The 23116-nt window shown below is 62.0% G+C and carries 25 protein-coding genes, 1 tRNA gene and 1 pseudogene; 12 read left to right on the top strand and 15 right to left on the bottom strand.

Features of this window, described 5'->3' with window-relative positions; translation table 11 throughout:
- Nucleotides 1–123 precede the first annotated feature (123 nt).
- Nucleotides 124–1146, top strand: coding sequence for an aldo/keto reductase (locus EJ070_RS23930; protein WP_126093550.1), 1023 nt, complete (start codon nucleotides 124–126; stop codon nucleotides 1144–1146).
- Between the two features lie 71 nt (nucleotides 1147–1217).
- Here EJ070_RS23930 and hupB read toward each other — a convergent pair whose 3' ends face one another.
- From hupB to clpP, 4 genes are all read right to left on the bottom strand, one after another.
- Nucleotides 1218–1490 (bottom strand): DNA-binding protein HupB, encoded by a 273-nt coding sequence (hupB, locus tag EJ070_RS23925; protein WP_027166452.1) that lies wholly within the window; start codon nucleotides 1488–1490, stop codon nucleotides 1218–1220.
- Nucleotides 1491–1686: 196 nt separating this feature from the next.
- Nucleotides 1687–4098 carry an endopeptidase La gene (gene lon, locus EJ070_RS23920; protein ID WP_126093549.1) on the bottom strand — a complete coding sequence of 804 codons (2412 nt, stop codon included), beginning with the start codon at nucleotides 4096–4098 and terminating at the stop codon, nucleotides 1687–1689.
- Between the two features lie 275 nt (nucleotides 4099–4373).
- Nucleotides 4374–5648, bottom strand: a complete 1275-nt coding sequence (gene clpX, locus EJ070_RS23915; RefSeq protein ID WP_059185169.1) for an ATP-dependent Clp protease ATP-binding subunit ClpX — start codon at nucleotides 5646–5648, stop codon at nucleotides 4374–4376.
- Nucleotides 5649–5944: 296 nt separating this feature from the next.
- On the bottom strand, nucleotides 5945–6574 hold the full coding sequence (clpP, locus tag EJ070_RS23910) for an ATP-dependent Clp endopeptidase proteolytic subunit ClpP (protein WP_126093548.1): 630 nt from the start codon (nucleotides 6572–6574) through the stop codon (nucleotides 5945–5947).
- A 331-nt stretch (nucleotides 6575–6905) separates the two neighbouring features.
- On the opposite strand from clpP, the gene EJ070_RS23905 reads away from it, so the two are divergent.
- A complete protein-coding gene (locus EJ070_RS23905; protein ID WP_245464658.1) occupies nucleotides 6906–7514 on the top strand; it encodes a hypothetical protein in 609 nt (202 codons plus the stop codon).
- A gap of 67 nt (nucleotides 7515–7581) precedes the next feature.
- Here EJ070_RS23905 and EJ070_RS23900 read toward each other — a convergent pair whose 3' ends face one another.
- Both EJ070_RS23900 and cysE read right to left on the bottom strand, forming a co-directional pair.
- The gene (locus tag EJ070_RS23900) at nucleotides 7582–7785 is read right to left on the bottom strand and encodes a DUF3126 family protein (protein WP_027166457.1); all 204 of its coding nucleotides are present in this window, start codon (nucleotides 7783–7785) and stop codon (nucleotides 7582–7584) included.
- A gap of 149 nt (nucleotides 7786–7934) precedes the next feature.
- Complete coding sequence (gene cysE, locus EJ070_RS23895) at nucleotides 7935–8783, bottom strand: serine O-acetyltransferase (protein ID WP_126093547.1); 849 nt, start codon at nucleotides 8781–8783, stop codon at nucleotides 7935–7937.
- 120 nt (nucleotides 8784–8903) lie between these two features.
- Here cysE and EJ070_RS23890 point away from each other — a divergent pair, with 120 nt between their 5' ends.
- Entirely contained in the window at nucleotides 8904–9503 is a 600-nt protein-coding gene (locus EJ070_RS23890; protein ID WP_126093546.1) for a hypothetical protein, read from the top strand.
- 6 nt (nucleotides 9504–9509) lie between these two features.
- Here EJ070_RS23890 and EJ070_RS23885 read toward each other — a convergent pair whose 3' ends face one another.
- The 4 genes from EJ070_RS23885 to EJ070_RS23865 form a co-directional block, all read right to left on the bottom strand.
- Nucleotides 9510–10010: a GNAT family N-acetyltransferase gene (locus EJ070_RS23885; protein ID WP_126093545.1), complete on the bottom strand. Its 501-nt coding sequence runs from the start codon at nucleotides 10008–10010 to the stop codon at nucleotides 9510–9512.
- Between the two features lie 26 nt (nucleotides 10011–10036).
- Entirely contained in the window at nucleotides 10037–10804 is a 768-nt protein-coding gene (locus tag EJ070_RS23880) for an alpha/beta hydrolase (protein ID WP_126093544.1), read from the bottom strand.
- A gap of 14 nt (nucleotides 10805–10818) precedes the next feature.
- Nucleotides 10819–11331: a DUF192 domain-containing protein gene (locus EJ070_RS23875; protein ID WP_126093543.1), complete on the bottom strand. Its 513-nt coding sequence runs from the start codon at nucleotides 11329–11331 to the stop codon at nucleotides 10819–10821.
- A 336-nt stretch (nucleotides 11332–11667) separates the two neighbouring features.
- Nucleotides 11668–12261 carry a cold-shock protein gene (locus EJ070_RS23865; protein WP_126093541.1) on the bottom strand — a complete coding sequence of 198 codons (594 nt, stop codon included), beginning with the start codon at nucleotides 12259–12261 and terminating at the stop codon, nucleotides 11668–11670.
- Between the two features lie 259 nt (nucleotides 12262–12520).
- Here EJ070_RS23865 and gloA point away from each other — a divergent pair, with 259 nt between their 5' ends.
- Nucleotides 12521–12961, top strand: a complete 441-nt coding sequence (gene gloA, locus EJ070_RS23860; protein ID WP_245464960.1) for a lactoylglutathione lyase — start codon at nucleotides 12521–12523, stop codon at nucleotides 12959–12961.
- A 128-nt stretch (nucleotides 12962–13089) separates the two neighbouring features.
- Nucleotides 13090–13376, top strand: a pseudogene (locus EJ070_RS23855) (DUF2218 domain-containing protein).
- A gap of 12 nt (nucleotides 13377–13388) precedes the next feature.
- On the opposite strand, the gene EJ070_RS23850 reads toward EJ070_RS23855, so the two are convergent.
- Both EJ070_RS23850 and ilvA read right to left on the bottom strand, forming a co-directional pair.
- Nucleotides 13389–13961: a DUF1697 domain-containing protein gene (locus EJ070_RS23850; RefSeq protein WP_189350020.1), complete on the bottom strand. Its 573-nt coding sequence runs from the start codon at nucleotides 13959–13961 to the stop codon at nucleotides 13389–13391.
- Entirely contained in the window at nucleotides 13958–15214 is a 1257-nt protein-coding gene (ilvA, locus tag EJ070_RS23845; RefSeq protein WP_126093539.1) for a threonine ammonia-lyase IlvA, read from the bottom strand. Before ilvA ends, EJ070_RS23850 begins: the two co-directional genes overlap by 4 nt.
- A gap of 263 nt (nucleotides 15215–15477) precedes the next feature.
- On the opposite strand from ilvA, the gene EJ070_RS23840 reads away from it, so the two are divergent.
- Both EJ070_RS23840 and EJ070_RS23835 read left to right on the top strand, forming a co-directional pair.
- Entirely contained in the window at nucleotides 15478–16512 is a 1035-nt protein-coding gene (locus EJ070_RS23840; RefSeq protein ID WP_245464959.1) for an alpha/beta hydrolase, read from the top strand.
- 118 nt (nucleotides 16513–16630) lie between these two features.
- The gene (locus EJ070_RS23835) at nucleotides 16631–17797 is read left to right on the top strand and encodes an alpha/beta hydrolase (protein WP_126093538.1); all 1167 of its coding nucleotides are present in this window, start codon (nucleotides 16631–16633) and stop codon (nucleotides 17795–17797) included.
- Nucleotides 17798–17815: 18 nt separating this feature from the next.
- Here EJ070_RS23835 and ade read toward each other — a convergent pair whose 3' ends face one another.
- Nucleotides 17816–19627 (bottom strand): adenine deaminase, encoded by a 1812-nt coding sequence (gene ade, locus EJ070_RS23830; protein WP_126093537.1) that lies wholly within the window; start codon nucleotides 19625–19627, stop codon nucleotides 17816–17818.
- 159 nt (nucleotides 19628–19786) lie between these two features.
- On the opposite strand from ade, the gene EJ070_RS23825 reads away from it, so the two are divergent.
- Nucleotides 19787–19999: a hypothetical protein gene (locus EJ070_RS23825; protein ID WP_126093536.1), complete on the top strand. Its 213-nt coding sequence runs from the start codon at nucleotides 19787–19789 to the stop codon at nucleotides 19997–19999.
- A gap of 91 nt (nucleotides 20000–20090) precedes the next feature.
- Nucleotides 20091–20756: an outer membrane protein gene (locus tag EJ070_RS23820; RefSeq protein WP_126093535.1), complete on the top strand. Its 666-nt coding sequence runs from the start codon at nucleotides 20091–20093 to the stop codon at nucleotides 20754–20756.
- A 165-nt stretch (nucleotides 20757–20921) separates the two neighbouring features.
- On the opposite strand, the gene EJ070_RS23815 is transcribed toward EJ070_RS23820, so the two are convergent.
- On the bottom strand, nucleotides 20922–21155 hold the full coding sequence (locus EJ070_RS23815; protein ID WP_245464657.1) for a hypothetical protein: 234 nt from the start codon (nucleotides 21153–21155) through the stop codon (nucleotides 20922–20924).
- Nucleotides 21156–21345: 190 nt separating this feature from the next.
- On the opposite strand from EJ070_RS23815, the gene EJ070_RS23810 reads away from it, so the two are divergent.
- Nucleotides 21346–21431, top strand: a tRNA-Leu gene (locus EJ070_RS23810).
- A gap of 92 nt (nucleotides 21432–21523) precedes the next feature.
- Here EJ070_RS23810 and EJ070_RS23805 read toward each other — a convergent pair.
- On the bottom strand, nucleotides 21524–21856 hold the full coding sequence (locus tag EJ070_RS23805; RefSeq protein ID WP_126093534.1) for a hypothetical protein: 333 nt from the start codon (nucleotides 21854–21856) through the stop codon (nucleotides 21524–21526).
- A 78-nt stretch (nucleotides 21857–21934) separates the two neighbouring features.
- On the opposite strand from EJ070_RS23805, the gene EJ070_RS23800 reads away from it, so the two are divergent.
- Nucleotides 21935–22159 (top strand): hypothetical protein, encoded by a 225-nt coding sequence (locus tag EJ070_RS23800; RefSeq protein WP_126093533.1) that lies wholly within the window; start codon nucleotides 21935–21937, stop codon nucleotides 22157–22159.
- Nucleotides 22160–22268: 109 nt separating this feature from the next.
- Nucleotides 22269–23075 carry an NYN domain-containing protein gene (locus EJ070_RS23795; RefSeq protein WP_126093532.1) on the top strand — a complete coding sequence of 269 codons (807 nt, stop codon included), beginning with the start codon at nucleotides 22269–22271 and terminating at the stop codon, nucleotides 23073–23075.
- The last annotated feature ends 41 nt before the right edge of the window (nucleotides 23076–23116 follow it).

The following is a 23116-nucleotide window of genomic DNA, read 5'->3' as shown; positions in this document are numbered from 1 at the left end:
AAACACTTGTTTTTGTTCATGCTAACACCGCGAAAATTCGTGTCCAACGAGCCACGGCGCTTTTGCTGTGCCACCGGCGTGATAGTGTCATGTCAGACAAATCGATCCGGGACATTTGAGGATATGAAGACACGGCACTTCGACCGCATCGGCAATGGCGGCCTCACCTTCACTGAGCTTGGCTTCGGCACCGCGCCGCTCGGCAATCTATACCGCGCCGTCTCCGATGAGGATGCCAATGCCACGCTGGAGGCGGCGTGGGCGGCCGGCTGCCGCTACTTCGATACCGCTCCCCTCTACGGCCTCGGCCTGTCGGAAACCCGGCTCAACCCGTTCCTGCGCGGCAAGAAGCGGGACGACTATGTGTTGTCGAGCAAGGTCGGCCGCCTCATGCGCGTCTGCCCGCCCGACCAGCGCACGGGCATCGGCAAGTTCTTCGACACGCCCTCGCGCAAGGAAGTCTACGACTACAGCTATGACGGCGTGATGCGCTCCTTCGAGGCCTCGCTGGGGCGTCTCGGCGTCGACCGCATCGACATCCTCTATGTGCACGACGTCGACATCTTCACCCATGGCAGCAAGGAGGCGTCGGACGTGCGCATCGCGGAATTCATGTCGTCCGGCTACTACGGGCTGCTTTCGCTGCGCGACCAAGGCGTGATCAAGGCCTTCGGCGGCGGCATCAACGAATGGCAGGTCTGCCAGACACTCGCCGAACGCGGCGATTTTGACCTGTTCCTACTCGCCGGCCGCTATACGCTGCTCGAGCAGGAAGCGCTGGCTACCTTCCTGCCGCTCTGCGAGGAGCGCGGCATCGGCATCATTCTTGGCGGCCCCTACAATTCCGGCATCCTGGCGACGGGGCCGAAGCCCGGCGCCTTCTACAACTACACCGAAGCGCCAAAGGACGTGCTCGAGCGCGTGGCGCGCATCGAGGCTGTCTGCCAGCGCCATGGCGTGCGCCTGATCGAGGCCGCACTCCAGTTCCCGCTGCGGCATCCTTCCGTGATGTCGGTGATCCCCGGCGGCCAGCGGCCCGCCGAGGTCGAAAGCAACCGCGCGCTGCTTGACGTCAGGATTCCGGCGGCCCTTTGGGCGGATCTAAAGCGGGAAGGGCTGATGCGCGCCGACGCGCCGACCGGCTGAACCCGCAATCAGGCGGGTCAAAAAAGAAGAGCCGGGCAAGCCCGGCTCTTATGAGCTTAAAGAGAAAGGTCTTAGTTGACCGCGTCCTTGAGGCCCTTGCCAGCCGAAAACTTCGGCACGGTGCGCGCCGGAATCTTCACTTCCGCGCCGGTCTGCGGGTTACGGCCGGTCGAAGCAGCGCGTTTTGACACGGTGAAATTTCCGAAGCCGACAAGCCGGACATCGCCGCCCTTCTTCAGTTCGCCAGTGATCACGGAGAACACCGCATCGACGGCCGACTGCGCATCAGCCTTCGAAATGCTTGCGGAGTCGGCGACGGCGGACACCAGTTCGTTCTTGTTCATCAAAATTCCCTTCCATGAGAAAACCGGAACTTACGACTCATCCGGCAGGAAACGGACTTTAGAAAGAAGCGTTCCGGAACCCAAGCCGAAAACCGCGGAATTCCGGGCTTTTTTCCGTTTTTCGGAGCTTTTTTCACATGAAAAAGCCGGGCTTGAAGCCCGGCTCTCTCATTGTGCGTCGCAATGTTAGAAGATTCTAATGAGCAAGCGACTTGCCGGCATCGTCGCCGGCATCCACGCCGGCCGGCGGATTCACCGGCTCGACCCATTCGATCGGCTCCGGCATCCTGACCAGCGCGTGCTTCAGCACCTCGCCGACCCGCGAGACCGGAATGATCTCCATGTTGTTCTTCACATTGTCCGGAATCTCCGCCAGATCCTTGGCGTTGTCTTCCGGGATCAGCACCTTCTTGATGCCGCCGCGCAACGCGGCAAGCAGCTTCTCCTTCAGGCCGCCGATCGGCAGCACCCTGCCGCGCAGCGTCACCTCGCCGGTCATCGCCACATCGGCGCGGACCGGAATGCCGGTGAGCACGGAGACGATCGCCGTCACCATCGCCACACCCGCCGACGGGCCATCCTTGGGCGTCGCGCCCTCCGGCACGTGGACGTGGATGTCGCGCTTGTCGAACAGCGGCGGCTCGATGCCGAAATCGATGGCGCGCGAGCGGACGTAAGAAGCCGCCGCCGAGATCGATTCCTTCATCACGTCGCGCAAATTGCCGGTCACCGTCATGCGGCCCTTGCCGGGCATCATGACGCCTTCGACCGTCAGCAGCTCGCCGCCGACTTCCGTCCACGCAAGACCGGTGACGACGCCGACCTGATCGTCGGCCTCGACCTGACCGAAGCGGAAGCGCGGAACGCCGAGATAATCGGCGAGGTTTTCCGCGTTGATCTTCACCGTCTTCTTCTTCGTCTTCAGGATCTCGGTCACCGCCTTGCGCCCAAGCTTCATCAGCTCGCGCTCCAGGCTTCTGACGCCCGCTTCACGGGTGTAGGTCTGGATGATGCCGCGGATCGCGTCCTCGCCGACCGAGAATTCGTTCGGCTGCAGCGCGTGATCGCGGATCACCTTGGGCATCAGGTGGCGCTTGGCGATCTCGATCTTCTCGTCCTCGGTGTAGCCGGCGATACGGATGATCTCCATGCGGTCCATCAAGGGCGCAGGGATGTTCAGCGTGTTCGCCGTCGTCACGAACATCACGCTCGACAGGTCGTACTCGACCTCGAGGTAATGGTCCATGAACGTCGAGTTCTGCTCCGGATCGAGCACCTCGAGCAGGGCCGACGACGGATCGCCGCGGAAGTCCTGGCCCATCTTGTCGATCTCGTCGAGCAGGAAGAGCGGGTTGGACTTCTTGGCCTTCTTCATCGACTGGATGACCTTGCCGGGCATCGAGCCGATATAGGTCCGCCTGTGGCCGCGAATCTCGGCCTCGTCGCGCACGCCGCCGAGCGCCATGCGGATGAACTCGCGGCCGGTCGCCTTGGCGATCGACTTGCCGAGCGAGGTTTTGCCGACGCCGGGCGGGCCGACGAGGCACAGGATCGGCCCCTTCAGCTTCTTCTGCCGGCTCTGCACGGCGAGATACTCGACGATGCGCTCCTTGACCTTGTCGAGGCCGAAATGGTCGGCATCGAGCACGTCCTGCGCGAAGGCGAGATCCTGCTTGACCTTGGAGTTCTTGCCCCACGGGATCGACAGCAGCCAGTCGAGATAATTGCGCACGACGGTGGATTCAGCCGACATCGGCGACATCGACCGCAGCTTCTTCAATTCGGCTTCCGCTTTCTCGCGGGCCTCCTTGGAGAGCTTGGTCTTCTTGATGCGCGCCTCGATCTCGGCGGCCTCGTCGCGGCCGTCCTCGCCCTCGCCGAGCTCCTTCTGGATCGCCTTCATCTGCTCGTTGAGGTAGTACTCGCGCTGCGTCTTCTCCATCTGGCGCTTGACGCGCGAACGGATGCGCTTCTCCACCTGGAGCACGGAGATTTCGGCCTCCATGAATCCCATCGCCTTCTCGAGACGCTCCTTCACGGAAAGCGTGGCGAGCATCTCCTGCTTCTCGGGGATCTTGATGGCGAGATGCGAGGCGACCGTGTCGGCGAGCTTGGAATAGTCGTCGATCTGGCTGGCCGCGCCCACCACTTCGGGCGAGATCTTCTTGTTCAGCTTGACATAGTTCTCGAAGTCGGTGACGACCGAGCGGGCGAGCGCCTCGATCTCGACCTCTTCCTCCTCCGGCTCGGCCAGCGCCGTTGCGCGGGCCTCGTGGAAGTCGGCACGGTCGGTGAACGAGACGATCTTGGCGCGCGAGGCGCCCTCGACCAGCACCTTCACGGTGCCGTCGGGAAGCTTCAGGAGCTGCAGCACGTTGGCGAGCGTGCCGATGTCGAAAATGGCACCGGGCTCAGGATCATCGTCGGCTGCGTTCATCTGGGTGGCAAGCAGGATCTGCTTTTCCTGACCCATCACTTCTTCCAGCGCCTTGATCGACTTTTCGCGCCCGACAAAGAGCGGAACGATCATGTGCGGAAACACGACGATGTCGCGCAGCGGGAGAACCGCGAAGACGCCGTCGCCGGAAGCCCTGGATATTTTGGCCATTGTCCAACCTTTCATGTCGCGGACGCTAATTGAGCCAACCGCGAATCTTATATTAACGACCGAGCGTCGTTCCGCCTACCACAGTTTGTGACGGGAATTTTACAGCACGGAATTCGGCGCTTCGGCCTTCCGCTGTTAGGTGGATGCGGGCGGAGCAAAGATCAAGGGTTAACACGGTCCGTTCATCCACTCCATCGCTTGCCAGTACCCCCGTCACAGCAAAACGGCGCCGCACGGGCGCCGTTCCATGAAAAATTGCCGGATCGGGTGCCATCTCAGGCGCTGACGTTGCCCTTCTTTTCCTTCTGCTCGGAATAGATGTACAGCGGCCGGGCGTTGCCGGAAACCACCTCTTCCGAGATCACCACTTCGCGCACGCCTTCCAGCGCCGGCAGCTCGAACATGGTGTCGAGCAGGATCGCTTCCATGATGGAGCGCAGGCCGCGCGCGCCGGTCTTGCGCTCGATGGCGCGCTTGGCGATCGCCGACAATGCGTTCTCGTGGAAGGTCAGGTCGACATTCTCCATCTCAAACAGCCGCTGATACTGCTTGACCAGCGCGTTCTTCGGCTCGGTCAGGATCTGGATCAGCGCCGGCTCATCGAGGTCCTCGAGCGTCGCCAGCACCGGCAGACGGCCGACGAATTCCGGGATCAGGCCGAACTTCAACAGATCCTCCGGCTCGACCTGGCGGAACAGGTCGCCGGTGCGCCGATCCTCGGGCGACGCCACGGTGGCGCCGAAGCCGATCGAGGTCTTGCGGCCGCGGTCCGAGATGATCTTGTCGAGCCCCGCAAAGGCGCCGCCGCAGATGAACAGGATATTGGCGGTATCGACCTGCAGGAATTCCTGCTGCGGGTGCTTGCGGCCGCCCTGCGGCGGCACGGAAGCGACCGTGCCTTCCATGATCTTCAAGAGCGCCTGCTGCACGCCCTCGCCCGACACGTCGCGGGTTATCGACGGATTGTCCGACTTGCGCGAGATCTTGTCGATCTCGTCGATATAGACAATGCCGCGCTGCGCGCGCTCGACATTGTAGTCGGCCGATTGCAGAAGCTTCAGGATGATGTTCTCGACGTCCTCGCCGACATAACCGGCTTCGGTCAGCGTCGTGGCGTCGGCCATGGTGAAGGGCACGTCGATGATGCGGGCGAGCGTCTGCGCCAGCAGCGTCTTGCCGCAGCCGGTCGGGCCGATCAGAAGGATATTGGACTTCGCCAGCTCGACGTCGTTGTTCTTGCCGGCATGCGCGAGGCGCTTGTAATGGTTGTGGACGGCGACCGACAGCACCCGCTTGGCGTAGGGCTGGCCGATGACGTAGTCGTCGAGGACCTTGAGGATCTCCTGCGGGGTGGGCACGCCCTCCCGCGACTTCACCATCGAGGTCTTGTTCTCCTCACGGATGATATCCATGCAGAGCTCGACGCACTCGTCGCAGATGAAGACGGTCGGACCGGCGATCAGCTTGCGCACTTCGTGCTGGCTTTTGCCGCAAAACGAGCAATAGAGCGTGTTCTTTGAATCACCGCCGTTGTTGCTTACCTTGCTCATTTTTCTGTCCTTTCACCGCCTGCCCGCCGATGGTCTGGCCGCATGGGCGTCTCACCAATCTATCGCGGGAATTCGCGGCCGCCAGTGTCCCGGCTCACACAGCGCATTCCGTACGATACGCAAATCAGAAAACGCGACAATGATTCGCAGCAACCCCATGCAAAGCTAAGCCGTCGAAAATCAACATAGCCTTAACGTAGGCAATCCCGACCGTCGAGGGAACAGGCAATTGTGGCCGAAATGCCGCAAGCCGCGCCAAAAGCACGTTATCGCACCATCGAGCTGCCAACCAGGGCCTACGCGGCGGCGGTTTCGCCCAGCTCGCGCGTCGTGATGACCTTGTCGATCAGACCAAAGTCCTTGGCCTCGTCAGCGCTCATGAAATGGTCGCGGTCGAGCGTCCGTTCGATCTCGTCATAGCTCTTGCCGGTGTGCTTGACATAAACCTCGTTCAAGCGACGCTTGAGCTTGATGATATCCTGCGCATGACGTTCGATGTCCGACGCCTGACCCTGGAAGCCGCCGGACGGCTGATGGACCATGATGCGGGCGTTCGGCGTGGCGAAGCGCATATCCTTGTGGCCGGCGCAAAGCAGCAGCGAGCCCATCGAGGCGGCCTGACCGATGCAGAGCGTCGACACCGCCGGCTTGATGAACTGCATGGTGTCGTAGATCGCCATGCCCGAGGTGACGACGCCGCCCGGCGAGTTGATGTAGAGGTTGATCTCCTTCTTGGGGTTCTCCGCCTCGAGGAACAAAAGCTGTGCACAAACCAGCGTCGCCATGCCGTCCTCGACCGGGCCGGTGATGAAGATGATGCGTTCCTTCAACAGGCGGGAGAAAATGTCATAGGCGCGCTCGCCGCGATTGGTCTGCTCGACCACCATCGGAACGAGGTTCATGTAGGTTTCGACGGGGTTCTTCATGGACTACCCTTGTTAGATGGATTCCGGCGCCGTGAAATATGGCCAATCGGGCGGAATCGGTTCTTGATCGTTAAATCCTAAATAGGATGTCGGCTCACCCTAGCGCAAGGCCGCCCCTCCTAGCCATCTGGTTAAGTCGAATCAAGCGCCGCCGGTCAGGAAATGCCTGTGGTTGCGCCTTGTTCGGAAGTGCTCAGGCGCTAACCGGCCGCCTCGGTAGCAATTTCTTAACCGCGCGGCTTAACGACAAGCCTTGAAATCCCTGTCCGGCGGCGGGCCTTCCGATACATTCCTGCGTTGAACCGGCGTCCTTTTTCAACGGGGGAATGTCATGTTTCGCCAGAGTTCCTTTCGCAAGAGCTTCGCATCGCTCACCTCTGCCAGCCTGGCAACGCTCGCAACGGTGTCGCAAACGGCTGCCGGCGGCCGCGCGCTCGAATGCTACGAGCCGGTGCATCGGCCGGCGCTTTATGACACCGTCTACGAAGACGTGATGGTCAGCCCCGGCGGCCAACTCGTCGACTATGACCCGCCGATCTACGGCACAAGCGAAGGCCTGGAGCAGATCGCCCCGCCTCGCGTCACCTATGAGGTCGTGCCCGCCGTCATGCGCACCGTCTACCACACGGTCAAGGTCGACGATGGCGGCTATGCCTGGGAATGGCGCGTCATCCATGGCCGCAAGGTGCTGTGCAAGATCTGGCGCAAGGCGCGCTATGCGCGCGTCGCCGAAACCGTAATCGTCGAGCCGGAGCGCGTCCGTCGCGTGGTCCTTCCGGCGGAATATGAAAACGTGGCGCGGGAAGTGCTGGTGCGGCCGGAACGGCGGCGCGTCACCGAAATTCCACCTTCGTACAGGACAGTTGGGCGCCGCGTGGTGGTGCGGGAAGGCTCGACCAGATGGCGGCGGGTGCATATTCCGCGGCATTGCCTGGACTAGGTTCGACCGTTTGCCCTGGGGCTAGTCCGACCGGGCCTCTTCCTGCCCGGTCGAAAAAAATGTCGGCTCAGGCCAGATCGATATCGAGGATCGCCATCGAGAAATTGTAGTCGCCGTCGTCCTCGTCCTTGAAGACGATGCCGAGGAATTCGTCGCCGACATAGACTTCGGCCGAGTCTTCCTTGCGCGGACGCGCCTTCACCTGCAGCTTGGGATTCTGGAAGACGCGTTTGAAATAGGCGTCCAGCTTTCTGATCTCGTCGGGTTTCAAAGTCTTCTCCGAAATGTCGGCCTTGTTCGTTGGGACGCGCTTCTGACATGCCGACAATGGCGATGTAAAGGCAAGCCGGCAGGATAAATAGGGACGACCGGTATTTGACACGGCAGCCGGAATCCGGCCGCCGCAAATGATGGCCGAATTCAGATGTCGAAGCTGACGACGTGGTCCATCGTCTGAGAAGGCAGGAGCTGGTCCATCTGCCGCGAGGGCTGGTCGCAGCCGGTCTCACCGACGACGCGCGCCGGCACGCCGGCGACCGTCTTGTTGTGCGGCACCGGCGACAGCACCACCGAGCCGGCCGCGATCTTCGAGCAGTGGCCGATCTCGATATTACCGAGGATCTTGGCGCCGGCGCCGATCAGCACGCCGCGGCGGATCTTCGGATGACGGTCGCCGCTGGCCTTGCCGGTGCCGCCAAGCGTCACCCCGTGCAGGATCGAGACATCGTCCTCGATGACGGCCGTCTGGCCGACGACCAGGCCGGTGGCGTGGTCGAGGAAGATGCCCTTGCCGATGCGGGCGGCCGGATTGATGTCGGTCTGGAACACCGAGGACGAGCGGCTCTGCAGGTAGAGCGCGAAGTCCCTGCGGCCCTGGTTCCACAGCCAGTGCGCCAGCCGGTGCGTCTGGATGGCATGGAAACCCTTGAAATAGAGCACCGGCATGATGAAGCGGTCGCAGGCCGGGTCGCGGTCATAATAGGCCTGGATGTCGACGCGCAGCGTCGTGCTCCACTCCGGATCGTCGGCAAGCATCGCCTTGAAGGTCTGACGGATGAGATCGGAGCCGATATCCTGATGCGCCAGACGCTCGGCCAGCCGATGGATGACCGCTTCCTCCAGGCTTTCCTGGTTGAGGATGGTGGAATAGAGGAAGGCGGCCAGCAGCGGATCGCGGTTCACCGCTTCCATCGCCTCGTCGCGGATCGAGCGCCAGATCGGATCGACCGGCTGCACCATGCTGGGACGGGCTATCGTAACGCTGTTCATCGACGATCTCCGGCCTGCTCATTCTCCGGCGGCTTATATAAGGTAGATCGTAGCACGGTTGAACTCAATTTTCCTTAGTGCTTTGTCAAATGGACTTGGTTCACGGGAATTCAAGCCGCGATGGAAAACGAACCCTTGATCGACGGAGCACTGAAAAACGAGCTTACCGCGCTCTATCAGGCCGGGGACAGGCACTACCATGACCTCGCTCATGTCGAGGCCATGCTGGCGCTAGCGGAAGAATGCCGACGCCTGCTCCATGACCCGGACGCCGTCGAAGCGGCGATCTGGTTCCACGACGCGATCTATGACAGCCGCGCCAAGGACAACGAGACCAAGAGCGCGGTCTTGGCGGAGCAAAAGCTCTCCGGCCGCATCAGCTCGGAGCGTCTCAGCCGTATTGTGGCGATGATCGACGCCACCGCCACGCATCAGTTGCCGCGGCTCGACGACGAGAAGGCGACAAGCGACGCAGCCCTTTTCCTCGACATGGACCTGGCAATCCTTGGCGCCGAGCCGGGCGCCTTCGATGCTTATGAGAAAGCCGTCCGGCGCGAATATGGCTGGGTCGAGGAACCGATGTGGCGCGCTGGCCGGGCAGCGGTGCTGAAGAGCTTCCTAGCCCGCCCACATATTTTCCATACCGCTGAATTCCGGCGGCGCTTCGGAGAAAGGGCCCGGCAGAACCTTGCGCGCTCGCTGGTAGCGCTGGAGGGTTGACAAGTCCTAGTCCGGAAAGGTCTCCATGCGCTGCGCATAGGCCTTGAATCCCGCGCGTCGGTAAACGGACTGGGCGGCCGGATGATCATGGGTATCGGTATGAAGCCAAAGCCTTTCCGGCCGGTGCGACCACACCGCGCGTAGCGCCCGGTCGAGCAGGAACGGCCCCAGCCGCCGCCCTTGGAATGCGGGAACCAGCCCGAAATGAACGAGTTCGATGGCTTGCTGGCCGACATCGTTGAACTCGCAGAAGCCTGCGGCTTCGCCGTCGACGCGCAGCACATGGATATGCGTCGAGGCGCTGGCGAGCAGCGTTTCGAGCTCCACCTTGGGCATGCGCAGCCGCTGGTCCCATTGCACCGGTCCGCCGACGGCGCGGTAGAGGTCGAGATAGTTTGGAAGATCAGGCATCTCATGCCTCACGGCCGCGCCGGACAGCGGAACCGTAAGCGGCTCGCCGGACGACGGCTCGGTCATCTCCATATAGGTGACGAGAAGATCGACCATGGTCGTTCGAGCGCGAAGTCGCGCGTTCAGAGCGGATTTTCAGCGTAGAACTCGAGCACCCGCTGCTTGAAGCTCTTGTCGCCGACGGCAAGCATATGGTCGCGGCCTTCGATGTGAAAGGCTTTTGCATTCGGCATCAGGGCGGCGAGTTCGTCGGGCGAGCCGGCGATGTCGTCCTTCGTACCGACGGCGATCAGGGTCGGCTGTGAAATGCGCGCGACATCGTCCTCGCTCATGGATGCGCGCGAGCCGACGATGCAGACGGCAAGCGCCCGGCGGTCGCTGCGGGTCTGGTCGGCGAAAGCGCGAAACGAGCGGCCGCGCGCATGGCTGATCGTGGCGGGGTCCTCGGCCAGAAGCGCATCGGCGATCGGATCCCAATCGCCGACGCCGTCGACCAGACCGATGCCGAGACCGCCCAACACCAGCGTCGCCACCTTGTCCGGATTGGACAACGCCATGAATGCGGATACCCGCGCGCCCATCGAGTAGCCCATGACATGGGCGCGTTCGATTCCGAGGTGATCGAGCAGCGCGGCAGCGTCCGACGCCATCCTGGCCGGCGTGTAGTCGGCCTCGTCATAACTCTTCGACGAGGAGCCGTGGCCGCGATTGTCGAAGGCGATGGCGCGGTAGCCGCCGTCGTTCAGCGTCTTGAACCAGCCGGGCGAGACCCAGTTGACGTAATGGCTCGAGGCAAAGCCATGGATCATCAGCACCGGATCGCCCTCCCCGGACGCCGGCTGGCGGTCGAGATAGGCGAGTTCGAAGCCGTCATGGGAAAAATATTGCATTGACGCAGCCGCAGTCAGTCGGAACCGGCGCCCGACGCCTTGGCGATCACCGGGTGGCGCAAGAGATCGCCGTCCTCGAGACCGTCCTTGGCGGCCGTTCCCGCCTTGAGCTCGAGCACGAATCTCACCGGATGTCCCGGAGAGATGATCGCCTCCGATTCCGGTTCGCCGCGCTTGATGGCCTTGATCTTGCCGTCCTCGCCGACAAAGACCAGGTCGAGCGGCATCGGCGTGTTCTTCATCCAGAAATTCACTTCGCCGGATTTCTCGAATACGAACAGCATGCCGTGGTCGGCGGCCATATCCTTGCGGAACATCAGCCCGGCCTCGCGCTCGTCGGACGTATCGGCGATCTCGACGGAGAAGGAATGCTCGCCGGAGCCGGTCACCGCGACCAGCGGCGTCGGATCGACCGGCAGCATCATGGCCTGGCCGTCCGCCGAGCTCGATTTCAAGGCGCCGAAATAGGCAGCCAAAACGATGGCGCCGCAAAGCGCGCCTGCAGTCAGCCAGTTGCGGTAAGACATGTGATACCTCGTCCAGACCTCGTCCTAATGCAAAGTCGCCCAAAAATGCGCAGCGGTTTTGGGCAAACGACATGCATCAAAACAAACACAAAGCGCGGCGCCTGAATCCGTTTCGCCGCGACGCGCTTTAAACCATGATCCAGGCGAGTGGAACCGGTTTTCGGACAAGACAAGGCCTTGCACGTGCAAGGCCTTGTCACGAGACGGGCCCATCCTGATCGTGTCGGGGAAGCCCTCGAGCGTTTCACCATTTCACAGAAACGGCGAACCGCTTTATCTCTTTGTTTTGACGCAATTCCGGGCGGAAAACCGCTACGCACTTTTCCTGGAATTGCTCTAATGCGAGACCGGCAAGGTGCCCATATCGGGATGGATTTCGGCGGCCATAAGGCCTTTGTCGCCGCGCCCGAAGCGAACCAGCACGACCTGCCCCGGCCTCAGTTCGGTGATGCCGTAGCGGCGCAGCGTCTCCATGTGGACAAAGATATCCTCTGTGCCGTCGCCCCGGGTCAGGAAGCCGAAGCCCTTGGTGCGGTTGAACCACTTCACGAGCGCCCGCTCGAGCCCGCTTTCGGCCGTCACGGTGACATGCGTGCGCTGCTCCTGCTCCGCCGGATGAACCGCCGTGGAGGCATCCATGGAAAGAACGCGGAAAGCCTGCAGGCCGCGCTCGCCCTGCTTGACGAGGCAGACGACGCGCGCGCCTTCCAACGCGGTCTGGAAACCGTCCCTTCGAAGACATGTCACATGGAGGAGAACATCACCCGAGACGCCGTCGTCCGGAAGAATGAAGCCGTAGCCCTTGGCCACGTCGAACCATTTGATAGCGCCGGCGATTTCGACAAACTCGGCGGCGTCGCCGCCGCTGTCCCGCTTCAAGGCGTCGTCAAGGCTTCCGTCCCGCCTCGTGAAAGAGGCTTTTTCCCCCATAAGAATGCCCCCTTTTCCTACTGCAACCGACACTGATTCTTGCCATGAGATTAACACTGCGGCTTCCGGGGTGTGCAAGACCTGACGTGCCTTTTTTCACCGTTGCGCACGGGAAAGCCGCAATTCTCGTTTGCCGGCGCTTCGGGACAGGCAAATGGCCGGCCTGAAAAACGGCCCTCCCACCCGTTTTGTCGGACGATTGCCCTTTGGCGGAGCGGCTCCTATGGTGCGCCGCAACGCAACCCGCGAGGAAACCGATATGCGCTATCTCCACACAATGGTCCGCATCGCCGACATCGATCAATCCCTCGATTTCTACTGCAACAAGCTCGGCCTCAAGGAAGTGCGCCGCTACGAGAACGAGCAGGGACGCTATACGCTGATCTTCCTCGCCGCGTCCGAGGACGAGCAGAGCGGCATCGCCGAGAAGGCGCCGCTGGTCGAGCTGACCTACAATTGGGATCCCGAAGAATACAAAGGCGGCCGCAATTTCGGCCACCTCGCCTATGAGGTCGACGACATCTACGCCACCTGCCAGAAGCTGATGGACAATGGCGTGACCATCAACCGGCCGCCGCGCGACGGCAACATGGCCTTCATCCGCTCGCCGGATGGCATTTCGATCGAGCTGCTGCAGAAAGGCCCGGCAAAGGCCAAGGCCGAGCCGTGGGCCTCGATGACGAACACGGGAAGCTGGTAGGCGTCAGCACACGCCCAGGAGCATGCCGGCAGGCCTGCCTATGGCGTTTCGCCGGGCGGTGCCTATCTATCCGCTTGTGGCGCCGGCCTTCCAGGCCGGCGTTTTTCTTGATCCACCAGGAGAATTCCATGCCGACCAGCCGCGCCGATGTCGCCACCGAGCACGCCAGCCGTTACCTGCAGCAGCTCTGCAAGCACTGGTCGCACAAGTTCCCGGTCGAATTCGACCCGCACCATGGCGCCATCCAGCTCTCGCTCGGCCGCACCGTGATGGATGCCGACGACAAGGCCCTTCATATTGCGGTCGCCGCTGATGACGTTGCCGCGCTCGAGCGGCTGGAAACCGTCGTCGCCGACCACATCAAGCGCTTCGCCTTCGCGAGGAACTGACCTTCGACTGGCAAAAGGCCGCCTGAGCATATTCGGCTTCAGCCGCCGGCCTTGCCGGCCATGTCGAGCAAGGCAAGCACGCTGCGCCAGTTGCGCGCCGTGCCGGGCACCTTCAATGTGCGCGGGATGAGATTGGCGAAGACGGATTTGCCGACCCCATCCGGCGCGTGCAGGTAAAGCACGTCGCTCTTGATCTCGAAGCGCTCCGGGCCGGTGCATTTGTCCGCCAGCCGTTTGGCCTCTTCCGCGGTCGGCTCGCGTTCCAGTACGTAGGCGTGCAGCTTGGTCGGCTCGCCGGCAACTTCCGGATAGGGATTGTCCTTCACCAGTCGCTCGAACCATCCGGCATCACGGACCATGATGCGGGAATTGAACCCCCATTTCTTCTCGAAGGCGGCTTCGAGTTCTTTGGTCAGCGCTGCCGCATCGCCGTTTTTCGCGCGGAACACGACGTTGCCGCTTTGCACGTAGGTCGCGACGCCGGTGAAGCCGAGATCTTCGAAGAACGACTTCAGTTCCGCCATCTTGACGATGCGGTTGCCGCCGACGTTGATGCCGGAAAACAGCGCCACGAAAATCGCCCCTTTATCGTTTATTTTTGGCCCGCTCATATGATGAACCCCGCCAGCGTCTCGTTGTCGGTGATGTCCTGATACTGCACGCCCTCGGCGTCGAAATTGGCCTTCAGCAGATCGAAATTACGCCGGTCCTTGGTCTCGATGCCGATCAGCACCGAGCCGAAATTGCGCGCCGACTTCTTCAGATACTCGAAGCGGGCGATGTCGTCGTCGGGACCCAGCAACTCGAGGAAATCGCGCAGTGCGCCGGGCCGCTGCGGAAAGCGGATGACGAAATACTTCTTCAGTCCCTCGAAGCGCAGCGCCCGCTCCTTGACGTCCGGCAGCCGCTCGAAGTCGAAATTGCCGCCGGAGACCACCGCGACGATCGTCTTGCCCCTGATCTCCTTGCGCGAAAAATCCTTGAGCGCGTCGATCGCCAATGCGCCGGCCGGCTCCAGTACCACGCCCTCGACATTGAGCATCTCGATCATCGTCGCGCAGAGCCGGTTCTCCGGGACGAGGCGCACGGCGTCGGCAGTGAAGTCCTTGAGGTGGCGCAGCGGCTCGCGGCCGATCTCCGCCACCGCGGCGCCGTCGACGAAATTGTCGACCTTGGCGAGCTTGACCCGCTTGCCGCTGGCAAGGCTCTCGCTGAGGCTCGGCGCGCCCGCCGGCTCGCAGAACACGAAGCGCGTGTCGCGATGCCGGTCGGCGAAATAGTGGGTGACACCGGCGGCCAGTCCGCCGCCGCCGACCGGCAGCATGACGATTTCGGGCATGCGCCCGCCGGGCATCTGGGCGGCGATCTCATAGGCGACCGTCGCCTGGCCCTCGATGATGTCCTTGTGGTCGAAGGGCGGCACCATATGCGCGCCGGCGGTCTCGGTGAATTCGAAGGCGGCGCGATAACAATCGTCGAAGAAATCGCCGACCAGCTTGATCTCGACGAAATCGCCGCCGAACAGCCGCGTCTTGTCGATCTTCTGCTGCGGCGTCGTCACCGGCATGAACACGACGCCCTTTTTGCCGAAATGCCGGCAGACGAAGGCAAAACCCTGTGCATGGTTGCCGGCTGAGGCGCAGACGAACAGTTCCGCGTTGTTGCCGGCGGCAAGCGCCTTGCGGAAGAAATTGAAGGCGCCTCTGATCTTGTAGGAGCGGACCGGGGTCAGGTCCTCGCGCTTCAAAAGGATGCGGGCGCCTGTCTTTTTCGACAGGTAGTCGTTCTCCTGCAGAGGTGTTTCCGGAAAGATCCCGCGGATCGCCTCGGCGGCGGAGGCGACGCGAGAGGAAAAACTGTTCACTTCGGAACCTCTTTTCGCTTTGGCAGCACACGCCAGCACGCGGCTCCCCTGACCAACAAGTCTTCCTGCCGCCGTTTTGGCTTTCGCGCAACAGTGCCGCGGCCCTCGTCGGCCGCCGAGCAAATTTCCGCTGGACACGACTTACTTCCGCCGCACTTCGCCTGTCCGGGAGATTTCGCGGAGGTTGATGGCCAATTGCGGCCGGAGTGGATTTGTTCGACGTGCATGTGAAGACGCTTTTGATCATTGCCCTGGCTCTGTTGATGGCAGGCTGCGCGGGGCGGCAGACAGAGGAAATTCTGGGCAGCGTCGTCGTGCCGACGCAGGCGACCGAGATCGCCGGCAACCACTCGATCTTCATCGCCACCACGCGCAAGCGCTCCGACGACCCGAATAAGGTCTTCGACGGTGAGCGCTCGGCGACGCTCAACTATGCCCGCGTCAGCGTCACGGTGCCGCCGGTCCACCAGACCGGCCAGATCGAGCGCCGCTCGCGCGGCAACTCCAACGACCCGACTAAATATTTCATGGCATCCGAGGTCGTCGGTTACGACACGCAGCCGAAATTCACGAGCGCGCTCAACGCCGACATCGATGCCCGTGGCGGCCGGGTCATGGTTTTCGTCCATGGTTACAACACCGGCTTTGACGACGCTGTCTACCGTCTGACGCAGATCGTCCACGATTCCGGCTATCCCGGAACGCCGGTGCTGTTCTCCTGGGCTTCGGGCGCCAAGACCACCGACTATGTCTATGACAGGGAAAGTGCCGCCGCCGCCCGCGACCAGTTGGAAGTGACGCTGAGAATGCTCGCGCAGACGGGCGCGCGGCGCATCGACATCGTCGCCCATTCGATGGGCACCTGGGTGACGATGGAGACGCTGCGCCAGCTCGCAATCACCGGCGACCGGGATCTCAGCGGCAAGCTCGGCGACGTCGTGCTGGCCTCGCCCGATATCGACGTCGACGTCTTCAAGAGCCAGATGCGCCGCTACGGCAAGCCCGACAAGCCTTTCATCCTGCTGCTGTCGGACGACGACCGCGCGCTGCGGCTCTCCGGCCTGATTGCGGGCTCGCGGCCGCGCGTCGGCGACTACAGGGACGCCGCCGATCTCGCCTCCTATGGCGTCACGGTGGTCGACCTTTCCAAGGAAAAGGGCAACGACAGCTTCAACCACACCAAATTCGCCGACAACCCCGTGCTGGTGAAGATGATCGGCCAGCGGCTGCGCGAGGACGATGGTTTTGCCAGCGACCGCGATGTCACCGACCGCATCAGCCAGCTCGGGATCCAGTAACCGTGGCTCGCCGGATCGCGTCGCGATTGCCGTGCTGCATAGACTTTGAACTGGACCCGGCCGTGCTCTGGCTTTATCGGAGTAATCAGAGAGGTTTGCCGCCCTTGGGGGATCCCGGGTGATCGTGCGTTCGAAGATCGTCCTCGGCCTTGCCCTGGCGCTCGCCCTGACCGGCTGCGCCGGCGGAAATACGCACGATCTGCTCAACAGGAAGACGGTTGCGGTCCCGGCCTCCGACATTGCGGCCACGCATGAAATCTTCGTCGCCACGACCCGCCAGCAGGCAGCCAAGGATCCGCGCCAGGTTTTCGACGGCGATCGCTCGCTGAGCACCAGCTACGCTCGCGTCGATGTGACCGTTCCCAAGGCGCATCAGGTCGGCGCGATCGAGCGCGCCAAGGGTTCGGCCGACAGCAACCCGGCCAAGCAGTTCACCGCGACCGATGTCGTCCACTATGGCGACGCGCAGCAATTCGCCAAGGCGGTCGGTGCCGACATTTCGGTGCGCGGCGACCGCGCCCTGGTGTTCGTGCACGGCTTCAACAACGGCTTCGACGACGGTGTCTATCGCCTGACGCAGATCGCGCATGACACGAAATATCCGGGCACGCCGGTGCTCTTCTCCTGGGCGTCGAGCGGCAAGACGACCGGCTATATCTATGACAAGGACAGCTCCACCGCCGCGCGCGACGACCTCGAGGCGACGCTGAGAATGCTTGCCAAGACGCGAGCCAAAAGCATCGACATCATCGCCCATTCGATGGGCACATGGCTGACGATGGAAGCGTTGCGCCAGCTTGCCATCACCGGCGACCGCGATCTCAACGGCAAGCTCGGCTATGTCATCCTCGCCTCGCCCGACATCGACGTCGACGTCTTCAAGAAGCAGATGATCCGCTACGGCAAGCCCAACAAGCCGTTCGCCATCCTGCTCTCGGGCGACGACCGGGCGCTCAAGCTGTCCAGCCTCATTTCCGGCGACAAACCGCGCGTCGGCGACTACGGCAACGCGTCCGATCTCGCCAATTACGGCGTTACGGTGGTCGATTTGACCCAGGCCAAGGGCGGCGACGGTCTGAATCACGCCAAGTTCGCCGACAATCCGATCCTGGTGCAGTTGCTCGGCAACCGCCTGCGCACGCCCGCCGGCCTGGCATCCGACGAGCCGGATCCGGCGCAGCTCAACAACATCGGCCAGGGCCTCGGCAAGGCGGTCGGCTCGGTGGCCGAGGTCGTCATCACCACCCCGTTCAAGGTGCTGACCATCGCCACCGGTGGACAGTGAGTGAGCGCCCGCTCCGTCTCAGATAAAGAGATCGACCTTCTGGAACGTCGTCACGTCCACCAAACCCACGTCTGAGATTCTGAGCTCCGGAATGACCACCAGCGCCAGCAGCGAGTGCTGCATGTAGGCGTTGTTCAGCGAGCAGCCGACCTTGCGCATCGCTTCCGTCAGTTGCTCGGCCTTGGCGGCGACGATCTCGGCGCGCTCGTCCGACATCAGCCCGGCGATCGGCATTTCGACCAGCGCCAGCTCCTTGCCCTTGGAATAAAGCACGACGCCGCCGCCCACTTCACCGAGCCGGTTGACGGCCAAAGCCATATCCTCCTTGTTGGTGCCGACGACGATGATGTGATGCGCGTCGTGCGCCACGCTCGAAGCCATGGCGCAGTCCTCGACATAGCCGAAGCCGGACACGAAGGCGTTGGTCACGCCGCCGGTGCCCCTGTGTCGTTCCACCAGGGCGATCTGGCAGACGTCGTTGCGGCGGTCCATGGCGACCAACCCGTCTTCGACCGGCAGGTCGGCTTCGAGCGCCCGCGTCGGCGCCTGGTTCTCGATCACGCCGATCACCCGCGCCCGAACCTCGTTGGCGCCCTGGGGCGCGGCGATGTCAAAATCCGCGGCCCTGAGCTTCTTGCCGAGCTTGACCGTGTTCTTCGCCGTCCTTGGATAATCGTAGGCCGGAATATCGATCTCGAGCTTGCCGGCCTTGGCCAGCCTGACGCCACGGCCATAGACCTCATCGATGGTCATCTGGGCGAGATCGGAGACGATCAGGAGATCGGCCAGCCTGCCCGGCGCGATCGAGCCGACTTCCCGCTCCAGCCTGAAATGCTGGGCGGTGTTCAGCGTCGCCATCTGGATCGCCGTCACCGGCTTCAGCCCCTGCTGAATCGCATGCCGCACCACCCGGTCCATATGGCCTTCATGCACCAGCGTGCCGGAATGGCTGTCGTCCGTGCACAGGATGAAGTTGCGCGGATCGATGCCGCCTTCCGTCACTGCCTTGATCTGGGCCGCGACGTCATACCAGGCAGAACCCAGCCTCAGCATCGCCTTCATGCCCTGGCGCACGCGGGCGATCGCGTCTTCGGCGCGCGTGCCTTCATGGTCGTCCTCGGCGCCGCCGGCGACATAGCCGTGGAAAGGCAGGCCGAGATCGGGCGAGGCATAGTGGCCGCCGACCGTCTTGCCGGCCTTGACGGTCTCGGCGATCTCGCCCGACATCACCGGATTGTTGGCGGCGACACCGGGAAAATTCATCACCTCGCCGAGGCCGATGATGTTTTCCCAGGTCATCGCCTCGGCGACGTCGGCGACTGTCAGCTCTGCGCCGGCATGCTCCAGGCCGGGCGCCGAAGGCACGCAGGACGGCATCTGCACATGCACGTTGATCGGCATTGCAACGGCCTCGTCATGCATCAGCCGGACGCCCGGCAGGCCCAGCACATTGGCGATCTCGTGCGGATCGATGAACATAGAGGTTGTGCCGTGCGGGATCACCGCGCGGCAGAATTCCGTCACCGTCACCATGCCGCTTTCGACATGCATATGCGCGTCGCAAAGACCGGGCACCAGATAGCGTCCGCCGGCATCGACCACCTTGGTCCCCTGCCCGATCGCATGGCCGGCATTCGGCCCGCAATAAGCAAAGCGGCCGGCAGCGATCGCAATATCGGTGCCGGGAATGATCTCGCCCGAATGGACATTCACCCAGCGGCCGTTGCGGATCACGAGGTCGGCTGGCTTGCGGCCCATCGCAACATCCACCAGATGCGTCGCCACCTCGGTCCAGAGCCTGGGTTTCATCTTATTCGCGCTTCCCGCCATGACGGACTCCTGTTTGCCCGACTGTGCCAAGCGGGCGCGGTTTTGACCAGTTGGCAAAACTGGTTTGTTTTTAAGGCAAACAGCAGTTTTGGCGGATAATCTCCTCCGGCAAGGCGAAATCGCTTAGACTGACGGCCCAGGCTGTCGTCCGGATAAAAGATGGCACAGACGATTCGGTTCGCAATTTTCGTGTTGTCGGCATGTCGCGCCGGCCTGGCCTTCTTCACCTTTCATTCGTTCTGGGCATGGGCCGCGCCGATCGCCATCCTCATCGCCGGCTCGTTGTTTACCGAATACGCTTTCAACCGGCTGGCCTCGTCCGAGGAGAAACAGCGCGATCTGGAAGATCGCGTGCACAACCCGCCGACGTAAACCACTGTTGCAGAAATACAATTCCGTTTTGCTGCGAATAACGCTAGGTTGTGCCAAGGAGTCTTTCGAAACCGCCATTTCGGAGCGCTCGATGCGTCGCCTGACGCTCGCCAGTGCCGGCTTTTTCGCCCTGCTGTCCGGGCCTGCCCTGGCCGCGGACATAGGCGCCGATTTGCCCATGACCGCGCCCGGTTTCGACTGGACGGGCTACTATGCCGGCCTCCAGGCCGGTTACGGCTGGGGCCGCTCCGACATCGCCGGCACGGAAGGCGAGCCTTTCGCCGCTTCACCCGATCTCGACGGCGGCTTTGTCGGCGGCCATGTCGCCGGCCTGTGGCAGTTCAACCAGGCGGTGATCGGTGCGCGGGCCGAACTCAACTATTCCGCGGTTGACGGTTCGGCCCTGCTGGCTCCCGGCAATTCCGTCGGCACCGACATCAAATGGCTGGGATCGGTCAATGCCGAGGCCGGCTTGGCGGCCGATCGCTGGCTGATCTACGGCGTCGGCGGCGTCGCCTTCGCCGGCATCGAGACTTCACAAGACGCCGGGCCCAGCTTCGCCGAGACACGCACCGGCGCCGGCTGGACGATCGGCGCCGGCGTCGACTATGCGTTGAGCAACAACATCGTCGTCGGCGCGCAGTACCGCTACTACGATTTCGGCAAGGAGCATTTCGACGTCCCGAACGACTTCTCCGATCGCGACCAGGACGTGAAGCTCCACACACTGGGCGTGAACTTCAGCTACAAGTTCTGAATTGCAAAGCAGCAGCAACGGAACGAAGGTGGCCGGCGCCCGCAGGGGGCGGGGGGGAATGGGTAGGGCCTGAAAGACGCCGGCCGCGGCGGATCAAGTCCACCGCGAGGAACCGTAGCGAACGCCTCCGGAGGCGTAATTGCGCGATCACGCCACTATCCAGGATCAAGCCGAAGTGGTCTTCCCGGCCGGCATGGCGGCCAGGCACTCCTCCAGCCGCTCCAGGCGCGCCTTTTGCCACCGCAAGCTGTGCGCAATGTCGTGGAGCTTTCCCTTGCCCCCCGAGTTGGCGGCCTCGATCAAGTCGAGCTCAAGCTGGGCAATCTCGCGCCGCAGCTCCTGCGCCTCGGTTGCCCGCAATCCTTTGATCCACCCTGCCCCGCGCATGGCTGCACGCATTCTGCCATCAACTTGGGCTCGATGTTGGCAAGGAAATGCTAACGATATCGGCTAGGACAATCTCGAATTTTAAACATAGCTAATATATTCGCACCGTGGTGCCGTTGTGCCTGTCATGGTTCCCGCAAGGACGCTTGTCTCGAAACATGCCTTGACGGCTACGGGCTGGCATCTGAAAAGGGCTTCGCCAGCGGACGTGGCGGAATTGGTAGACGCAAGGGACTTAAAATCCCTCGATCTCTGATCGTACGGGTTCGATTCCCGTCGTCCGCACCACATTGAAATTGCTAGAAGCGGCCGGCGTTGAATTCATCCCCGAGAATGGTGGCGGCGCCGGTGAGGCTCAGGAAGCGATCGGCGCTCTCGAATCAGTTGCCCGACGGCGAAGGCGGCATCATCGACAACAGCGAGATGTAGGTGGGGAGCAAATGCCGAATAGCAGGTGGCGCGTTCGGGTCTGGGCAATCAAGGTCTGACAATTCTTCACACGGAGAGGGTTGATCGCCAACGCCGCCATAATGTTCCACGAGTTTTGCGAATCCATAGGCGAAGGCGAAAAGAAGCGCCAGGACAACCACTATTCGGACGGCCATAAGGGACTGTAGCAGCATCCCGCATAGAATTGAGCATACCGCAAATTGCAGCATCCTCGATGCGATCATCCGTTTACCGCGCGCGCCACCTCCTGCTGAAATCGTCAAGCACTCCCCTTGCGGGAGCCGGCTTATGCGCGCCACAGTTGCGCGATTGGTTTCGGCTGGGACGGCGGGGCTTTCGTGATGATCAAGCCAGAACAAGAGGCACATATCGAGCGCCTCAAAAAGCGACGTCCGCAGGCTCTTGGCGTTCTTCTGGTGGGGCTCCCCTTGGCTCTCTTACTTGTAAAGCTCTGCAAGGCCGAAGGTTGGAATGGTCGGGTATATGTGCCCATCGTAACCGGCATCAGTATCTTGGTGGGGCGCGTTTCAACCGTGATGGTGCAGCGGTTCATCGCCAAGAAGTAAGCGACGTTCCCGTTCGCTGAGAACGTCAGGCCGCTCCCTTCGGAGACCGCTTGCCTTTGCGATGCCCGCACCAGTAGCATTCCGACTTCTTATTGGGTGCGGGGTTTGAATGAGCACATATGCGTTTGTGGACGGCTCGTCGCTGCTTTCGCTTATCGAGAGCGCCAGAAGCTATTTCAGCATGGATGAAGGCGCCATTTTCGATTTCGGCAGGTTCTTCCAATGGGAGGCTGACGCCGCAGCGCGAACCTTTTTTTACAACGCCTATCCTGACCAAAAGCCAGGTACTGACGAAGCTTCCCATCAGGTCCTGCTGGAGAAGAGCCAAAAGCTATTTGACAGGATCAATAGCTATCCTGGCGTTCACGTAAAGAACGGCGTAGCGAGGTCTAGGCCCAAGCGCGGGCAGGAGCAAAAAGGCGTCGATATATTGTTGGCGATCGATGTCTATCGACAGGCTGTAAATGGTCTCCATCGGGCTTTCCTGTTCGCCAATGACGGCGACTTTTACCCAGTCCTAGAGGCACTTCAAGGAACGCAAACCAGAACCATCCTCAAATGCATACGCGGCAAAACCCCGAAATATCTATATGAGTTGGCTGACGAGGTGTCCTACATCAACGAGCTTAACATCGTCGTTCATTTCGAAGGCGCTGGCGACGACGACCTATACGGGATAAGTGAATTGACGCCGAACCCGCCCTTGACCACGATCACCGATCAAGGCTTTGGCTTTTCCAAGACGTTCGTATTTGAAGGTGGCCACTCCTACGACATCTATGAGAACGCTCACCATCCGCACATCTACGCTGCGAAAGACAACCGGGCGATCTACAAGATGAGAAAACCCGAAGTATTCCTGAAATATGTGGAACGCCAATTCGGCCTGTTTCCACGGAAGGAGCCCGGTCGATAGTTCCGCTCTACATCGCCGCGATCGGGCCGTAATGCTCGCCA

The sequence above is a fragment of the Mesorhizobium sp. M1E.F.Ca.ET.045.02.1.1 genome (genome assembly GCF_003952485.1).
Lineage (GTDB): Bacteria > Pseudomonadota > Alphaproteobacteria > Rhizobiales > Rhizobiaceae > Mesorhizobium.
This window is presented reverse-complemented; position numbering and strand designations above follow the sequence as displayed.

Excerpts from the sequence above, each read along its gene's own strand:
- gloA (WP_245464960.1), top strand. The coding sequence starts at position 12,521 with ATGCGCTATCTCCACACAATGGTCCGCATCGCCGACATCGATCAATCC.
- lon (WP_126093549.1), bottom strand. The coding sequence starts at position 4,098 with ATGGCCAAAATATCCAGGGCTTCCGGCGACGGCGTCTTCGCGGTTCTC.
- EJ070_RS23930 (WP_126093550.1), top strand. The coding sequence starts at position 124 with ATGAAGACACGGCACTTCGACCGCATCGGCAATGGCGGCCTCACCTTC.
- EJ070_RS23890 (WP_126093546.1), top strand. The coding sequence starts at position 8,904 with ATGGAAAACGAACCCTTGATCGACGGAGCACTGAAAAACGAGCTTACC.
- ade (WP_126093537.1), bottom strand. The coding sequence starts at position 19,627 with ATGGCGGGAAGCGCGAATAAGATGAAACCCAGGCTCTGGACCGAGGTG.
- EJ070_RS23815 (WP_245464657.1), bottom strand. The coding sequence starts at position 21,155 with ATGCGTGCAGCCATGCGCGGGGCAGGGTGGATCAAAGGATTGCGGGCA.
- EJ070_RS23820 (WP_126093535.1), top strand. The coding sequence starts at position 20,091 with ATGCGTCGCCTGACGCTCGCCAGTGCCGGCTTTTTCGCCCTGCTGTCC.
- EJ070_RS23875 (WP_126093543.1), bottom strand. The coding sequence starts at position 11,331 with ATGTCTTACCGCAACTGGCTGACTGCAGGCGCGCTTTGCGGCGCCATC.
- EJ070_RS23885 (WP_126093545.1), bottom strand. The coding sequence starts at position 10,010 with ATGGTCGATCTTCTCGTCACCTATATGGAGATGACCGAGCCGTCGTCC.
- clpP (WP_126093548.1), bottom strand. The coding sequence starts at position 6,574 with ATGAAGAACCCCGTCGAAACCTACATGAACCTCGTTCCGATGGTGGTC.
- EJ070_RS23850 (WP_189350020.1), bottom strand. The coding sequence starts at position 13,961 with ATGAGCGGGCCAAAAATAAACGATAAAGGGGCGATTTTCGTGGCGCTG.
- hupB (WP_027166452.1), bottom strand. The coding sequence starts at position 1,490 with ATGAACAAGAACGAACTGGTGTCCGCCGTCGCCGACTCCGCAAGCATT.
- EJ070_RS23800 (WP_126093533.1), top strand. The coding sequence starts at position 21,935 with ATGATCAAGCCAGAACAAGAGGCACATATCGAGCGCCTCAAAAAGCGA.
- EJ070_RS23905 (WP_245464658.1), top strand. The coding sequence starts at position 6,906 with ATGTTTCGCCAGAGTTCCTTTCGCAAGAGCTTCGCATCGCTCACCTCT.
- EJ070_RS23880 (WP_126093544.1), bottom strand. The coding sequence starts at position 10,804 with ATGCAATATTTTTCCCATGACGGCTTCGAACTCGCCTATCTCGACCGC.
- EJ070_RS23795 (WP_126093532.1), top strand. The coding sequence starts at position 22,269 with ATGAGCACATATGCGTTTGTGGACGGCTCGTCGCTGCTTTCGCTTATC.
- cysE (WP_126093547.1), bottom strand. The coding sequence starts at position 8,783 with ATGAACAGCGTTACGATAGCCCGTCCCAGCATGGTGCAGCCGGTCGAT.
- EJ070_RS23840 (WP_245464959.1), top strand. The coding sequence starts at position 15,478 with ATGGCAGGCTGCGCGGGGCGGCAGACAGAGGAAATTCTGGGCAGCGTC.
- clpX (WP_059185169.1), bottom strand. The coding sequence starts at position 5,648 with ATGAGCAAGGTAAGCAACAACGGCGGTGATTCAAAGAACACGCTCTAT.
- EJ070_RS23825 (WP_126093536.1), top strand. The coding sequence starts at position 19,787 with ATGGCACAGACGATTCGGTTCGCAATTTTCGTGTTGTCGGCATGTCGC.
- EJ070_RS23865 (WP_126093541.1), bottom strand. The coding sequence starts at position 12,261 with ATGGGGGAAAAAGCCTCTTTCACGAGGCGGGACGGAAGCCTTGACGAC.